The organism is Mesorhizobium sp. P2_E10, assembly GCF_056404235.1.
The window spans coordinates 260,817-274,890 of the sequence record NZ_JBFUEK010000007.1; the positions used below are offsets into that span (position 1 = coordinate 260,817).

15 protein-coding genes are annotated in these 14,074 nt (G+C 62.1%); 2 read left to right on the forward strand and 13 right to left on the reverse strand.

What is annotated here, in order from left to right:
• Nucleotides 1-56: 56 nt before the first annotated feature.
• The 8 genes from bamA to AC1D0N_RS20685 all read right to left on the reverse strand — a co-directional run bounded on the left by bamA (nt 57) and on the right by AC1D0N_RS20685 (nt 8,660).
• Nucleotides 57-2,420: an outer membrane protein assembly factor BamA gene (gene bamA, locus AC1D0N_RS20650; RefSeq protein ID WP_477247103.1), complete on the reverse strand. Its 2,364-nt coding sequence runs from the start codon at nt 2,418-2,420 to the stop codon at nt 57-59.
• 217 nt (nt 2,421-2,637) lie between these two features.
• The gene (gene rseP / locus AC1D0N_RS20655) at nt 2,638-3,780 is read right to left on the reverse strand and encodes an RIP metalloprotease RseP (protein ID WP_477247105.1); all 1,143 of its coding nucleotides are present in this window, start codon (nt 3,778-3,780) and stop codon (nt 2,638-2,640) included.
• Nucleotides 3,781-3,883: 103 nt separating this feature from the next.
• Nucleotides 3,884-4,699: a phosphatidate cytidylyltransferase gene (locus tag AC1D0N_RS20660; protein WP_477247107.1), complete on the reverse strand. Its 816-nt coding sequence runs from the start codon at nt 4,697-4,699 to the stop codon at nt 3,884-3,886.
• An 11-nt stretch (nt 4,700-4,710) separates the two neighbouring features.
• Nucleotides 4,711-5,430, reverse strand: coding sequence for an isoprenyl transferase (locus AC1D0N_RS20665; protein WP_477247109.1), 720 nt, complete (start codon nt 5,428-5,430; stop codon nt 4,711-4,713).
• Between the two features lie 33 nt (nt 5,431-5,463).
• Complete coding sequence (gene frr, locus AC1D0N_RS20670; protein WP_477247111.1) at nt 5,464-6,018, reverse strand: ribosome recycling factor; 555 nt, start codon at nt 6,016-6,018, stop codon at nt 5,464-5,466.
• An 87-nt stretch (nt 6,019-6,105) separates the two neighbouring features.
• Nucleotides 6,106-6,828 carry a UMP kinase gene (gene pyrH / locus AC1D0N_RS20675; RefSeq protein ID WP_477247113.1) on the reverse strand — a complete coding sequence of 241 codons (723 nt, stop codon included), beginning with the start codon at nt 6,826-6,828 and terminating at the stop codon, nt 6,106-6,108.
• A 158-nt stretch (nt 6,829-6,986) separates the two neighbouring features.
• Nucleotides 6,987-8,096 (reverse strand): aldo/keto reductase, encoded by a 1,110-nt coding sequence (locus AC1D0N_RS20680; protein ID WP_477247115.1) that lies wholly within the window; start codon nt 8,094-8,096, stop codon nt 6,987-6,989.
• Between the two features lie 27 nt (nt 8,097-8,123).
• Complete coding sequence (locus AC1D0N_RS20685) at nt 8,124-8,660, reverse strand: nuclear transport factor 2 family protein (RefSeq protein ID WP_477247117.1); 537 nt, start codon at nt 8,658-8,660, stop codon at nt 8,124-8,126.
• A 115-nt stretch (nt 8,661-8,775) separates the two neighbouring features.
• Between AC1D0N_RS20685 and AC1D0N_RS20690 the strand changes: the two genes are divergently transcribed.
• Nucleotides 8,776-9,702: a LysR family transcriptional regulator gene (locus tag AC1D0N_RS20690; RefSeq protein WP_477247119.1), complete on the forward strand. Its 927-nt coding sequence runs from the start codon at nt 8,776-8,778 to the stop codon at nt 9,700-9,702.
• A gap of 36 nt (nt 9,703-9,738) precedes the next feature.
• On the opposite strand, the gene tsf is transcribed toward AC1D0N_RS20690, so the two are convergent.
• The 5 genes from tsf to AC1D0N_RS20715 all read right to left on the reverse strand — a co-directional run bounded on the left by tsf (nt 9,739) and on the right by AC1D0N_RS20715 (nt 13,468).
• On the reverse strand, nt 9,739-10,659 hold the full coding sequence (gene tsf / locus AC1D0N_RS20695; RefSeq protein WP_477247120.1) for a translation elongation factor Ts: 921 nt from the start codon (nt 10,657-10,659) through the stop codon (nt 9,739-9,741).
• A gap of 119 nt (nt 10,660-10,778) precedes the next feature.
• The gene (rpsB, locus tag AC1D0N_RS20700) at nt 10,779-11,561 is read right to left on the reverse strand and encodes a 30S ribosomal protein S2 (protein WP_477247122.1); all 783 of its coding nucleotides are present in this window, start codon (nt 11,559-11,561) and stop codon (nt 10,779-10,781) included.
• Between the two features lie 177 nt (nt 11,562-11,738).
• A complete protein-coding gene (locus AC1D0N_RS20705) occupies nt 11,739-12,350 on the reverse strand; it encodes a LysE family translocator (protein ID WP_477247124.1) in 612 nt (203 codons plus the stop codon).
• Nucleotides 12,347-12,625: a DUF4031 domain-containing protein gene (locus AC1D0N_RS20710; RefSeq protein WP_477247125.1), complete on the reverse strand. Its 279-nt coding sequence runs from the start codon at nt 12,623-12,625 to the stop codon at nt 12,347-12,349. The genes AC1D0N_RS20705 and AC1D0N_RS20710 overlap by 4 nt, the downstream gene beginning before the upstream one ends.
• Nucleotides 12,626-12,640: 15 nt before the next feature.
• Nucleotides 12,641-13,468 (reverse strand): cell envelope integrity EipB family protein, encoded by an 828-nt coding sequence (locus tag AC1D0N_RS20715; RefSeq protein ID WP_477247126.1) that lies wholly within the window; start codon nt 13,466-13,468, stop codon nt 12,641-12,643.
• A 139-nt stretch (nt 13,469-13,607) separates the two neighbouring features.
• Between AC1D0N_RS20715 and AC1D0N_RS20720 the strand changes: the two genes are divergently transcribed.
• Complete coding sequence (locus AC1D0N_RS20720) at nt 13,608-14,072, forward strand: RidA family protein (RefSeq protein ID WP_477247128.1); 465 nt, start codon at nt 13,608-13,610, stop codon at nt 14,070-14,072.
• The last annotated feature ends 2 nt before the right edge of the window (nt 14,073-14,074 follow it).

The following is a 14,074-nucleotide window of genomic DNA, read 5'->3' on the forward strand; positions in this document are numbered from 1 at the left end:
AGGTCGGATCACTTTCTTCCGGACCCCAACGGCCCGGAAGCATCGTTACCCGCAGATCAGAAGCGGGTCGATATGCCGAAGTTGAATTCCTGCACGTCGTCAGTCGCTTCCTTCTTGACCGGGATCGCGTAGTCGATGCGGATCGGGCCAAACGGCGATGCCCACATCAGCCCGAGACCGACCGACGCGCGCAGTTGCATGCCGGTTGACGTTGGGTCGACACCAGTGACCTTGCTGCCATAGAGCGTCGCCGCATCGGCGAAGACCGCACCGCGCAGACCGAAGCTTTCCGGGATCACAGGTAGCGGGAACTGGGCTTCGGCCGAAGCATTGAAATACGTTGTGCCGCCGAGATGGTCGCCGCTGGTGCCCAGAGCCACCGGGCCAATACCGCCGTAGGCAAAGCCGCGGATCATGCGGTCACTGCTCTGGAAATGATCGAAGACGCGCAGGTCGTCACTGCCATAGCCATAGATATGGCCGGCGCCGCCCGAAACAAGCCCCACAAGATCCAGCTGCTCTGACAGCGTCTGGTAGACACTGGTACGGCCGGTGACCTTGACGAACTTGGCGTCACCGCCGAGGCCAGCCACTTCCGTGGTGGCAGTGGCGTAGATGCCTTCATGCGGATTCTTCATGTCGTCGATGGTGTTGTAGACCAGTCCAAGGCTGACCGACGACTTGATCCACGGGCTTTGTTCCACACCATCCAGGATCGCGGTGGAGATAGTGCACTTGGTGGGATCGTAAATCCCACTGGTCAAGCAACCGTCTGCAATCGCGTATTTTTCTTGCGCGATGTTATACGCCAACTGGGTCGAGATGCTGTCGGTGATCGGCAGGCCGAAGCGAACCGTCGCTCCCAACGTCTCGCTGTCGTAGTGGTCGTAGTTCCGGGTCTGCTGGAAGATGTCGAAGCCGGCGGCAATACGCCGTCCGAGGAAATAGGGCTCGGTGAAGGACAGACTGTAGTCGCGGGAATTCTTGCCGCCACCCGCCGAGATCTTGATGAACTGGCCGCGGCCGAGGAAGTTGCGCTCGGTGATCGAGCCTTCGACAGATGGACCTGCCGTGTCGCCACCGGTCGAATAGCCGGCGCCGACGGAGAACTCGCCGGTCGACTTCTCGACCACATCGACCACCAGCACAACCTGGTCGGGCTCGGAGCCGGGCACCGTCGAGATGTCGACTTTGTCAAAATAATTGAGGTTTTCCAGCCGCTTCTTCGCGCGCTGGATGAGAACCTGGTTGAAGGCGTCGCCTTCGCTGACGTCGAATTCGCGACGAATGACATAGTCACGCGTGCGATCGTTGCCGCGGATCTCGATGCGCTCGATATAGGCCTTGGTGCCCTGGTCGACCGTGTAGACGACCGAAATGGTGTGGTTCTCGAAGTTGCGATCGCCGCGCGGCGTCACCTGGGCAAAGGCATAACCGGAACCCGCGACCTTCTCGGTCAGCGCGATGATCGAGTCCTCGACATCCTTGGCGTTGTAGACGTCGCCCTTGTGTGTCTGGACCACTGATTCCAGCGACTTCGAGTCGACCTCGGGGATCGTGCTCTCGACGCTGATGTCGCCGAAATTGTAGCGGTCGCCTTCCTGCACGGTGATGGTCACCGTGTATTTGTTTGTCGTGTCGTCGAGTTCGCCGACCGCGGAAACAACCTGGAAATCGGCATAGCCGTGATTGTAGTAGAAGCGACGCAGCAGTTCCTGGTCGGCGCGCAGCTTGTCCTCGTCATAGACGTCGTCACGCAGCACGAAGGACAGGAAAGTCGAGCGCTTGGTAGCGATGACATCGGACAGGCGGCGGCTCGAATAGGCGCTGTTGCCGACGAAATTGATCGAAGCGATCTGGGTGCGGCCGCCTTCATTGATGTTGAAGACCACGTTCACGCGGTTGTCGCCGAGATCCATGATCTGCGTGGTGACAGCGGCGTCGTCGCGGCCGATTCGCTTGTAGGCAGCCTTGACCGCCTCGACATCAGCATCGAGAGCTGCTTGCGAAAACGTGCCGCGCGGCTTCAGCTGGACTGCTGCCGCCAGGGCGTTGTCCTTTAGCTTCTTGTTGCCCTGGAACAGAACCTGGTTGACGACCTGGTATTCGGAAACCTTGATGACCAGCGTCGAACCGACCTGGTTGATCTGGACGTCCGAGAACAGTCCAGTGCCGAACAGGGCCTTGACCGCCTCATCGATATCGGAGCTGGAAAAGGCCTTGCCGGGCTTGATGGTGACGTAGTTGCGGATGGTATCGGCGTCGACACGCTGGTTGCCGCTGACTTCCACTCTGCTGACAACAGCAGCCTCTGCCGCAGATGTGGCAACGAACTGCACTGCGAGCGCGCCTGGCACAACCAGAGCGGCGGACAAAGCCACCGCGGACGCGGCGCTCAGAAACTTGGATGCTGCCTTCATCGGGCTTTTGTACCTTTTCTCGAAGTCCCCACGGCGAGAAAACCGGACGTGCGGTAATTTCTCCTACCGTATTAACCGGATTTTCCCTACACGCAAGGCTTCTGGTTAATTTGTAATTACTTAACCCTGGTGCGTGGCTTTCGCGTCACTCATACCCCCCTGCATGGTAAACGGCGTCTCAACATTGGTCGTGCCGAAGCCAAATTCCTTCATGATTTCAGCACCCAAACAGATCGTTCCAGACAACGAAGACCATGAAGCCGAGCACCAGAAGCAGGCCGGCCCTGTAGACCATTTCCATCATCCGTTCCGACACAGGCCGCCGGATGACAGCCTCCACGCCGTAGAACAAGAGATGGCCGCCGTCGAGGGGGGGAATCGGCAGAAGGTTGAGAAACCCTATCCCGACTGACAGCCCGGCAACGAGTTGCACCAACCACAGGAAGCCCAGTTTTGCCGCCTGCCCCGACATCTTCGCGATCTTGATCGGGCCGCCCAGCTGGCATTTGTCTTCGCGGCCGACGACGAATCGCTGCAGAAACTGGCCGGTGCGCTGAATGAGGTGCCCCGTCTCCTCGACCGCGGCGCCTACCGCTCCGACAGGGCTGTAGGTGATCAGCCTGGGCTGACCGACTTCATTGTTGTTGACGACGCCGATTACCGCCACCTTGCCCTTGTTGCCCAGCGCATCCGTCTGCTCCATCGGTTCCGGCGTCGCCGTTACGGTGACCTCCTTGCCGTCGCGCAGCATGATGAACGTGATGGCATCGCCGCCGCGGCCCGAAACCAGGCGCTGGACGTCGGCGAAGGTCTCGACCTTGCTGCCGTCGACAGCAACGAATCGGTCGCCGGGCAGAATGCCGGCCCTTTCCGCCGGACTGCCGGCAGTAACTTGAGCCACCATCGGCTCCATCACGGGGCGACCATAGGCCGAAAACAACACGGCGAAGACGGCGATCGTCAGCAGGAAATTGAACAGCGGCCCGGCCACCACCGTGGCCGCGCGCTTCCAGATCGGCTGGGCGTGGAAGGCAATCTTGCGCTCCGCATCGGTCAGCGTTTCCAGATCTTCCGCGCTGGGCTGGCTCGACGTGGCGTTCATGTCACCGACGAATTTGACATAGCCGCCAAGCGGTATGGCGCAGAGCTTCCAGCGCGTGCCATGACTGTCGTTGAAGCCGAAAAGTTCGGGGCCGAAGCCGATCGAAAAGGCTTTCACGCCGATGCCGCACCAGCGACCGACGAGGTAGTGGCCCATTTCATGGACGAACACGACCACGGTCAGCACGAACAGGAAAGGCACCAGCGTGCCGAGGACGAAGCCCTGCGTGCTGAAAACCGCGTGAAGAATCTCGTTCAATTCATGCCCTCAAATTCCATCCGCAGCGCAGCTCGCGCCGCGACTGTGACATCAATCCGGGCGAATCCGTGGCGCGCGCCATTCTTCGCCCTGAAAATGCTGCTCAAGCCGGAAACAACCCCTGCGCCGGATGATCGGCGGTCGCCGAAATCCAGCCGATGACGTACAGGGCGAAAGCCGCCGCGACAAGCCCGTCGACCCTGTCCATGACGCCGCCATGGCCCGGTATCAACGCGCTGGAATCCTTGCGGCCGTGGCGGCGCTTGACCCATGATTCGAAAAGGTCGCCGGCCTGGGCGACGATCGACAGCACCAGCGCGACCAGGCCAAGGACACCAAGATTGCCGGCTCCGGCCGCAGCAGCCAAAAGCACCCCCGCAACCACGCCGCCGACGGCGCCGCCGAGCGCACCGCTCTGCGTCTTGCCGGGTGAAATCGACGGCGCCAGCTTTGGGCCGCCGACAGCGCGGCCAACGAAATAGGCAAAAATGTCGGTCGCCCATATCACCGCGAACAGAAACAGGATCGCAATCAGGCCGGAATGGTCGCCGTCGCGCAACAGCGCCAGCGAAAGACCGGAAACAGCGGCATAGGCAAGGCCAGGAGCATCCCACTGGGTTGTTCCGCCAATCCGTGCGGCGACAGAAGTGACGACAACAAGGGCCACGACAAGAGGCAGCAGCCAGGACGCCGGCAGGCCGGCGATCAAGGCACCAATGAAAACAAGAAGCAGCGCTTCCGGCAGAAAGCCGAGCCCCGCAACGGCGGCCGGGCGCGACATGCGCGTCCATTCATAGAATATCACCGCCGCCATGGCAGCGCAAAGCAAACGGAACGACAACCCGCCGAGCCAGGTCAAGCCAAGGGCAATCGCGGCCAGAACGACTGCCGAGACGACACGAAGCTGGAGATTGCTCATGCCGGCGCCGGTCACGATGCGACGTCTTGGGCGGCAAGTCCGCCAAAACGGCGCTCGCGGCCGGCGAAATCGCGCAATGCGTCAGCCAGATGCTCACGACTGAAGTCGGGCCAGTAGCAAGGCAGGAAGACAAGTTCGCTGTAGGCTGCCTGCCACAAAAGGAAGTTCGACAAACGAAGCTCGCCGCTGGTGCGTATGACCAATTCCGGATCGGGAATGCCTTGCGTGTCGAGGGAGCCGGCAAAGGATTCGACTGATATCGCCTCGCTGGCGAGTTCGCCGCGCGCCACGGCCTCGGCGAGCTTGCGCGCCGCGCGCACGATCTCGTCGCGTCCGCCATAGTTGAAAGCGATGACCAGGGTCAGCGACTCGTTGCCAGCGGTCAGCGATTCGGCCTCTTCGAGTAGGCCCCTGATGTCGGGCTGCAGCCCTGCCCTGTCACCGATGATCCGCACCCGCACGCCGCTCTGGTGCAGCTCGGCAAGGTCGCGGCGGATGAACAGCTTCAACAGACCCATTAGGTCGCTGACTTCGGCTTTCGGCCGCGACCAGTTTTCTGACGAGAAGGCATAGACGGTCAGGAAGGAGATGCCGAGACCGGGTGCTGCGCGTACCGTCTTGCGCAGCGCCTCGACGCCGGCGCGATGGCCGGCGAGCCGCGGCATGCCACGCGCCTTGGCCCAGCGTCCGTTTCCGTCCATGATGATCGCGACATGCGCGGGCGTTGCCATGTTCTCGCTTTCGGGCCAGCCGATGGCCAGACCCTAAACCTGCATGATTTCAGCTTCCTTATCGGAAAGCAGGTGGTCGATGGTGCTGATCGTCTCGTCGGTCAGCTTCTGGACCTGATCGGAGCGCTTGCGCTGATCGTCCTCGCTGATATCGCCGTCCTTTTCCGCCTTCTTCAGGAAATCCATGCCGTCGCGGCGGACATGGCGCACGGCGACGCGGGCATTCTCGGCATAGCCATGCGAAATCTTGACCAGCTCCTTGCGGCGCTGCTCGTTGAGCTCCGGCAGCGGAATTCTGAGATTGGTACCGTCGACGATCGGGTTGAAGCCGAGATTGGATTCGCGGATGGCACGGTCGACCGCGCCGACCATCGACTTGTCCCAGACCGAAACCGAGATCATGCGCGGCTCGGGCACCGACACATTCGCCACCTGGTTGATCGGCATGGTTGTGCCGTATGCCTGAACCTGGATGGCGTCGAGCAGGTTGCCGGAGGCGCGGCCGGTGCGCAGCGAAGCCAGGTCGTGCCTGAATGCGGCGATCGCGCCATCCATGCGCCGCTTGAGATCGTCGAACTCACCACTCATCATTGTCTCCTCGACCCGTTTGCCCGGGTTCACTGCTTGTGTTCGAGCCTCACTCCGAAAACCCGGTTTTCGGGATCTTGCTCCGGATCAATCGTCGGCAACGACCGTGCAACGGCCGCCGCCCCTCAGAATGTCGCCAAAACCACCCTTTTCGTGGATCGAATAGACGATTATCGGAATGTTATTTTCGCGCGCAAGTGCAATCGCCGCGGTATCCATGATCGAAAGGCCTTTGTTGATCACTTCGGCATGGCTGATGCGCTCGAAGCGCGTCGCGTGCGGATCCTTCTTGGGATCGGCCGAATAGACACCGTCGACCTGGGTGCCCTTGAACAGCGCGTCGGCGCCGATCTCAGCGGCGCGAAGCGCTGCGGCCGAATCGGTGGTGAAGAACGGATTGCCGGTGCCGCCGGCGAAAATGACGACTTTGCCCTGGTTCATGTAGGCGGTCGCCTGGCGTTGCGAAAAGCTCTCGCAAAGCTCGGGCATGGCGATTGCCGACAGCACCACGGCGTCGACGCCGATCTTGTTCAGCGACGTGCGCAGCGCCAGCGAGTTGATGACGGTGGCGAGCATGCCCATGTGGTCGCCGGTGACGCGGTCGCCGCCCTTGGAGGCTACGGCCACGCCGCGAAAGATGTTGCCGCCGCCGATGACGACGCCGACCTCGATGCCCAAAGCGCGGGCCTCGGCGATGTCGGCGGCGATGCGATCGACCACCGACACGTCGATCCCGAAATGCTGCTCACCCATCAACGCTTCGCCTGACGCTTTCAGCAAGACACGTCGAAAGAGAGGCTTGGCCGTCATCTGGTTCCTCGAAAATCTCGGCGCGGGAATTCGGGAGGCAAAACCGACCCCGCTTCGCCCGGCGGTGCTGTCACGATGCGTTGACCCGATACACGAAGGGCGCGGCGATGTCACGCCGCGCCCTGTCGCAAATTCCCAGCCGTTTCGCGTGCAGCCGATCAGTTGCTGCTGATGCTGACGGCTTCGCCTTCGACAACCACCGGCGGTGCATAGCCGGAAGGCTTGTCGCCGGTCGCGGTGCCGCCGGTAACCCTGGCCTGTATCTCGGAACCGAAATACGAATGGGGAAACGGTGCCGGAACGCGGCTGACCGCATCCAGCCGATCGCGAAGGTCAGGGGGAAGCGAGAAGTCCAGCGCCGCGAGATTGTCCTGCAGCTGAGCAAGCTTGGTGGCTCCGAGGATGACGGAGGCGATGCCCGGCTGCGTCGCCACCCAGTTGAGTGCGACCTGGGGCATGCTGCGGCCGAGTTCAGCGGCGACGTTTTCGAGTTCGGCCACGATCGCCCAGTTGCGCTCCGTGAATTTCTGGAACCCTGGATGGGTGGTGTTGCGGAAACCATCGAGCCGGCCAACGTTTCCGCTCTGGGTCGGCCGGTATTTGCCGCTGAGTAAGCCGCTGGCCAGCGGGCTCCACACCATGATGCCGGCGCCATGGCGCGTGCCGAAGGGCACGAATTCATGTTCGATGGTGCGCTCGGCGAGCGAGTATTCGAGCTGCAAGGCCGAGACCGACTCATAGCCGCGCAGTTCGGCGATCGCCTGCGCCCGACCGGCATACCAGGCCGGCACGTCGGACAGGCCGATATGGCGCACCTTGCCCATGCGGACGAGGTCGTCCAGCGTGCGCATGACCTCCTCGGCCGGCGTCAGCCTGTCCCAGACATGCAGGAGATAGAGGTCGATATAGTCCGTGCCCAGCCGCTTCAGTGAGGCGTCCACGGCGCGCAAAATGTTCTTGCGGCCGTTGCCGCCGCCATTCGGGTTGCCAGGCTCCGCGTTGAAGGTGAACTTGGTGGCGATGACCGCGTTGTCGCGCATTCCACGCTCGGCGATGAATTCGCCCAGCCAGGTCTCGCTGGTGCCGCCGGTGTAGAGGTCAGCAGTGTCGAAGAAATTGCCGCCGGCCTCGACATAGGCGTCGAACATGGCGCGCGCGGTTTCTCTGTCCGCCCCCCAGCCCCATTCGGTGCCGAAGGTCATTGTGCCCAGCGCCAGCCGGCTGACCCTGAGGCCGCTGTTGCCAAGGGTGTAGTAGGTCATGCTCATGATGTCGTTCCGTTCCTGATCCGATGTTCAACGCCGATCCTGCCCGGGGGTCGTCTTGACCCAGGGATTGCCGCGCTCATGCGTCATGCGGAAGGTGAAGCCATCCACTTTCCAGCCTGCGCCGGAACGGATGAGATGGTGTTCGTAGGTGCCCCAGACTTCCCACAGCGGGTCGCCATTGCCTTCCATCCGGTTCCAGGCATAGGCGTTGGAGAAGACGGTCGCAGCGCCGGCGGCCATGACGACCTGATGGTTGGTGCGCAGATGCAGGCTGGTCTTGCTGCCCCTGAGATTCGCTGCCCAGGTTGCGATCAAATCGTCCGACGCGATGGTGGCCGCAGGCTGTCCGCTCAGGCTGCTGAAGTCGACCGTGACGCGGTCGGCGAAAAAGCTGCGGGCGAGCCGCCAATCCTGGGCATCGACAGCGCGATCGATGGCATCGGCGATGCGGATGACGGCACGCTCATCGGCGAGCGCCATTGCCCGAGGTGGTTCAGCCCCGCCGGCATCGAACGGCGCCAGCGCAAGGCTTGCCGCGAAGGTAATTTGCTTCAGCGCACTCATCTGCCTTCTCCTTTGCGCATCGGCCCGCTGCCGATGTGTTGGCGAGAATGTGGAGCAGTTCGCTGACATCTATAAGATTGCATTGTTCGCAAGCACTATGCGATATTGCTCATGAATGGATCGGGACCTGCTCAGCCATCTGCCCGTCATCGTCGCCGTTGCCCGGCGCGGCGGCTTCGCGCTTGCCGCGGCCGAACTCGGCATGAGCCCGTCCGCGGTCAGCCATGCGGTGCGCCTTGTCGAGGAGCGCATCGGCCAGCCTCTGTTCGCGCGCACGACGCGCAGCGTCTCATTGACCGAAGCCGGCAAGGCACTGGTGGAGACGGCGGCCCCTGCCCTTCAGGACATTACAGAGCGAATGGACCGGATCCGTGCCATCAAGGGCCGACCTTCGGGCCTGCTCAGGCTCAACGTTCCCAACATCGCTGTTCCGCTGGCGGTGACGCCGGTGATCGCGGCGATGGCGGAGCGCTATCCGGATGTGACCGTTGAATTGCTCACCGAGCAGGGGCTGGTCGACATTGTCGGCGAGGGTTTCGACGCCGGCATCCGGCTGGGCGAGATGATCGCGCAGGATATGGTCACGGTCCGGCTGACACCGGCATTCAAGGCCGTCATCGTTGCCTCTCCCGCCTATATCGGACGGCATGGCCGTCCACGCAGCGTGGCCGATCTCGCCAACCACAATTGCATCGGCTACCGGCTTGTCCGCTCCGGTGCGCTCTACCGCTGGGACCTGACCGAGGACGGCAAGGATGTCGTTGTGGAGGCGAAAGGTACGGTCATCGTCACGGATTCGCTTGCCGCGATCGACCTGGCGCTTGCCGGAGTCGGTCTAGCCTATGCCTTCGAACCTTTGGTGCGCGCGGATCTTGCCGCAGGCCGGCTGGTGCAGATCCTGCCGCAGACGGCGATCGAGGAGCCCGGCCTGTTCCTCTACTTCCCGCGCCGGGCGGCGATGGCGCCGAAGCTGCGGGCCTTCATCGATTCCGCACAAGAGATCGGCCGGACATCCTTGCGGACACCCGGCCGAGTTGCCTGAGCTGAGAAGCCCCTCTTCAGGGACTATTCTAAAGGACTATTTCTTCACCGCAGCCGCAACTTCCGCCGCGAAATCGGTCTCTTCCTTCTCGATGCCCTCGCCGAGCGCGAAGCGCAGATAGGCGGTGATCTTGGCCGGAGCGCCGATGTCCTTCTCGGCATCCTTCAGCGCCTTCTCGACGGTGATGTCGGGATTGAGCACGAAAGCCTGCTTCAACAGCACAACCTCTTCGTAGAACTTGCGCATACGGCCCTCGACCATCTTTTCGATGATCGCTTCCGGCTTGCCGGACTGGCGCGCCTGGTCGGAGAAGATCGCCTTCTCGCGCTCGACCGCTGCCGGATCGATCTGCTCTGCGGTCAGCGCCAGCGGGTTGGTGGCGGCGACGTGCATGGCGACCTGGCGCCCAAAGGCGTTGGCGGCATGCTCATTACCCGTGGTCTCGATCGCGACCAGAACGCCGAGCTTGCCAAGACCGTCGGCAACCGCGTTGTGGACGTAGGTAGCGACTGCGCCGTGCGGAACGGTCAGCTTGGCCGAGCGGCGGAAGCCCATATTCTCGCCAATGGTACCGACGGCGTCCTTGATGGTGTCGGCAACCGACTTGTCCGAACCCGGATACTTTGCGGCAGCCACAGCCTCTGTCGTGCCGTAGGCGAGAGCAACCTTGGCAACATTGGCGACGATTTCCTGGAAAGCGGCGTTGCGGGCGACGAAGTCAGTCTCGGAATTGACCTCGACGACAGCGGCCTCGCGGACGCCGTTGTCGACACCGATCAGGCCTTCAGCCGCGGTGCGGCCAGCCTTCTTGTCGGCCTTGGAGATGCCCTTCTTGCGCAGCCAGTCGACGGCCTCTTCCATATTGCCGTTGGTCTCGGTCAACGCCGCCTTGCAGTCCATCATGCCCGCGCCGGTCAAGTCGCGGAGTTCTTTGACCTGTGCAGCCGAAATGCTCATTGTCGCCTCTTTGGTTTAAAATGCGCCGACGCACCACCGAATCTCGGTGATGCGCCCAACGCCAGCGCTTAGCGCGCCAAAATATGAGAAATATGAAGGCCGGAGCCGGCCTTCGACTATCAGGCTTCCGGGGTCTCGGCGGCCGGGGCCGGATCGAGCGCAGGCTCGACCGGAGCTTCGACCGAAGCGCCGATGTCGACGCCGAGCGCGCCCTGCTGGCGGGCGATACCGTCAAGCGCTGCCTTGGCGATCAGATCGCAATAGAGCTGGATGGCGCGAGCCGCGTCGTCATTGCCCGGGATCGGGAAGTCGATCTTGTCCGGATCGCAGTTGGAATCGATGATGGCGACAACCGGGATGCCGAGACGCTTGGCCTCGAGGATGGCAATCGCTTCCTTGTTGGTGTCGATGACGAACATCAGGTCGGGCGTCGAGCCCATGTCCTTGATGCCGCCGAGCGCCTTGTTGAGCTTCTCGCGCTCGCGATCGAGGTTGAGGCGCTCCTTCTTGGTGAGGCCCTGGGCCTCGCCGGCCAGCATCTCGTCGAGCTTGCGCAAGCGCTGGATCGAGTTCGAGATCGTCTTCCAGTTGGTCAGCATGCCACCGAGCCAGCGGGAGTTGACATAATACTGGGCCGAGCGCTGTGCGGCGTCGGCGACGATGTCGGACGCCTGGCGCTTGGTGCCGACGAACAGCACGCGGCCGCCCTTGGCGACGGTGTCGGAAACCTGCTTCAGCGCCTGGTGCAGCAAAGGCACCGTCTGCGAGAGGTCGATGATGTGGATGTTGTTGCGGGCGCCATAGATGTAAGGCGCCATCTTCGGGTTCCAGCGGTGGGTCTGGTGGCCGAAGTGAATGCCAGCTTCCAAAAGCTGGCGCATGCTGAAATCAGGCAGTGCCATTCTTAGTTCCTTTTCCGGTTAGCCTCCACGGACACAGGCATTTTTGGACTTTGTCCTCGAACGCCACCGGAGGTTTCAGCCGGATTTCTCCCGGGAAGACACCAAAGTCCGTGTGTGGAATGAGCGCGCATATAGAGGGGATGCGCGATAAAGGCAAGCGCTGTGGCGCCCTGCGGTTCAGCGTGCGGCGATCAGCGCACCGGTGCCAATCATGGCGCCACCGGCAAACCTGTTCATCAGCCGCATGCGCCGCGGTGTCCTGAACCAGCCCGAGGCTCTGCCTGCAAGTGCCGCATAGGCGCCCATGGTGACAATGTTGACGCTGATCACCACCGCAATCACCAGCAGCCCGTCAGCGAAGGTCATGGTGTTGAGATCGAGGATCAGCGGCATGATGGAGGCGTGGAACAGGATCGCCTTGGGGTTGCCCAGCGCGATCGAGGCGCCGAGGAAAAACGATCGCGACAACCTTGCCTGTTCTGCCTGCAACCCATCCGATTGCGCGGCGGCCGACCGCCACATCCTGATACCGAGAAAAACCAGATAGGCGGCACCTGCATATTTCAGGGCGAGAAACACCCATTCGAAGGTCTGGGCCAGCGCCACCAGGCCCAGCAGGGCCAAAGTGACCAGCACCGCGTCTCCGGCGGCGACGCCGAGGCCGGCCATGAAAGCCCTGACAAAGCCGCGCGACACGCCGTTGGTGATGACGGCAAACATCGCCGGACCCGGCGTGGCGGCGGCGAGCGTGATGGCGACGCAATAGGCCACAAAAGCCGTCAATGTCATGACCTTATCTTCCCTTTCGGTACCCGCACGCGCCGGAAGATCGCGACGATCTCCTCGCGGCTGCATTCAATCGCGCCGAGCCGTACCGCGCGATCGCGTTCAAAGCCGGTTATGTCATAGTGCGGCGCCGATGTCTTCGGCGGACCCTGGTAGGACGAGCGCTTGATGCCAAGCTTAGCCGCGAAACGATGCAGTTCGTCGGTGTCGTCGGCCATCAGATGGCACCAGCGATGACCGACCCATTTCCAGATCGCCGCGTCGACATAGACCGCCATGACGGCTTGGCAGGGCTATTTCGCCGGACAGGGCTTCGACTGATCGAACAGCGACAGATTGACCAGCTTGCCGGTCATCGAGAAGTCGCCATAGTCCATGACGAGGTCGCGCGTGATGCCGTTCTCGTGCAGCTTGAAGCTGATCCGGTATTCCGGCACCTCTTCGCCTGACTTGTCGGTCTCGTCGAAATAGGCGATGTCGACCGGCCAGTATTTGTCGGTGGCAAGCTTGGCCAGCGCCGGCGCTTCCGGATCGGCCTTGTCGGCATCCGTCTTCTTGCCGACGACGACAGTGGTGGTCATCACCTTGTTGGCGTCTTCCGAACCGTCGAAGAGATTGGTTTCGTAGAAGCTTTCGCCCTTTTCGGCCTTGCCGATCAATTCGACCAGATGCTGGGTCGGAAACTGGGTGGCCGCCAATTCAAGGCTGCTTTTCTCCGGCTTGTCGATATCGACCTTGAGCCCCTTGGTCTCTTTCGTGGCGATGCCCTTGACCTCCTTGTCGAGGTTCTGGTCGACGAAGGACTTCGTCACGAACGAGAAGGTCTTGCCTTCGGCATCCTCGAAAGTGGTTGTCTGCTGGTCGGTCAGCCTTGTGTTGTCGTTGGTGGCGATCTGGGTGACGAAGCGGAATTTCACCGTATAGCCTTCACAAGGCGAGCCGTTGAACTCATAGACCATGCGGCCGGAAATGCCTGTAATGCCGGAGCGATCGGACGCCTTGTCGAGGGTGAGATCATAGACGGCGCGATGCGCCTGCAGTGCCGGCACGGCAAAGGCGGGAGCCATCGAGAAAACCGCCGGCAGCAGAACGGCGTGAAATGCGAGGCGCGTTGCGCGCATTGAGGTGCTCCGATCGTCGCGGCTGATGGCAGGCCGCAGGGAAAGATGGTCCAGCTTAAAAAAAGTCGTGGCGGAAGCGAGGCAAAAATAGCAATTTCGGCCCCGCCTGAGCGGCGTCACCAAGCAATAGGGAAATACCATGAGTGAAACAATCGAAAAGCGGCTAAGCGATCTCGGCGTGACGCTTCCGGTCGCCGCCGCGCCCGCCGCCAACTATGTGCCCTATTGCCGGTCCGGCAATCTGCTGTTCACCGCCGGACAGCTGCCGCTGAAGGACGGCAAGCTGCAGGCGAGCGGGCTGCTCGGCCGCGACGTCGACACGGCGGGCGGCAAGGAAGCGGCAAAATACTGCGCGATCAACATCTTGGCGCAAGCCAAGGCAGCCCTTGGCGATCTCGAAAAAATCCGCCGCCTGGTGAAGATCACCGTCTTCGTCGCATCGACGACCGATTTCGTCGAGCAGCATTTGGTTGCCAACGGCGCCTCCGATTTTCTCGTCGCCGCACTCGGCGAGCGCGGCAAGCATGCCCGCTCCGCCGTCGGGACCGCCTCGCTGCCGCTTAATGCCGCAGTGGAAATCGAAGCGATCTTCGAAGTCGAATGAGC

Coding starts and splice junctions, on each gene's coding strand:
- AC1D0N_RS20710 (WP_477247125.1), bottom strand. CDS start 12,625: ATGGCGGTCTATGTCGACGCGGCGATCTGGAAATGGGTCGGTCATCGC.
- tsf (WP_477247120.1), bottom strand. CDS start 10,659: ATGAGCATTTCGGCTGCACAGGTCAAAGAACTCCGCGACTTGACCGGC.
- AC1D0N_RS20705 (WP_477247124.1), bottom strand. CDS start 12,350: ATGACATTGACGGCTTTTGTGGCCTATTGCGTCGCCATCACGCTCGCC.
- AC1D0N_RS20720 (WP_477247128.1), top strand. CDS start 13,608: ATGAGTGAAACAATCGAAAAGCGGCTAAGCGATCTCGGCGTGACGCTT.
- AC1D0N_RS20680 (WP_477247115.1), bottom strand. CDS start 8,096: ATGAGCATGACCTACTACACCCTTGGCAACAGCGGCCTCAGGGTCAGC.
- AC1D0N_RS20715 (WP_477247126.1), bottom strand. CDS start 13,468: ATGCGCGCAACGCGCCTCGCATTTCACGCCGTTCTGCTGCCGGCGGTT.
- AC1D0N_RS20690 (WP_477247119.1), top strand. CDS start 8,776: ATGGATCGGGACCTGCTCAGCCATCTGCCCGTCATCGTCGCCGTTGCC.
- AC1D0N_RS20665 (WP_477247109.1), bottom strand. CDS start 5,430: ATGGCAACGCCCGCGCATGTCGCGATCATCATGGACGGAAACGGACGC.
- frr (WP_477247111.1), bottom strand. CDS start 6,018: ATGAGTGGTGAGTTCGACGATCTCAAGCGGCGCATGGATGGCGCGATC.
- pyrH (WP_477247113.1), bottom strand. CDS start 6,828: ATGACGGCCAAGCCTCTCTTTCGACGTGTCTTGCTGAAAGCGTCAGGC.
- rpsB (WP_477247122.1), bottom strand. CDS start 11,561: ATGGCACTGCCTGATTTCAGCATGCGCCAGCTTTTGGAAGCTGGCATT.
- bamA (WP_477247103.1), bottom strand. CDS start 2,420: ATGAAGGCAGCATCCAAGTTTCTGAGCGCCGCGTCCGCGGTGGCTTTG.
- AC1D0N_RS20685 (WP_477247117.1), bottom strand. CDS start 8,660: ATGAGTGCGCTGAAGCAAATTACCTTCGCGGCAAGCCTTGCGCTGGCG.
- AC1D0N_RS20660 (WP_477247107.1), bottom strand. CDS start 4,699: ATGAGCAATCTCCAGCTTCGTGTCGTCTCGGCAGTCGTTCTGGCCGCG.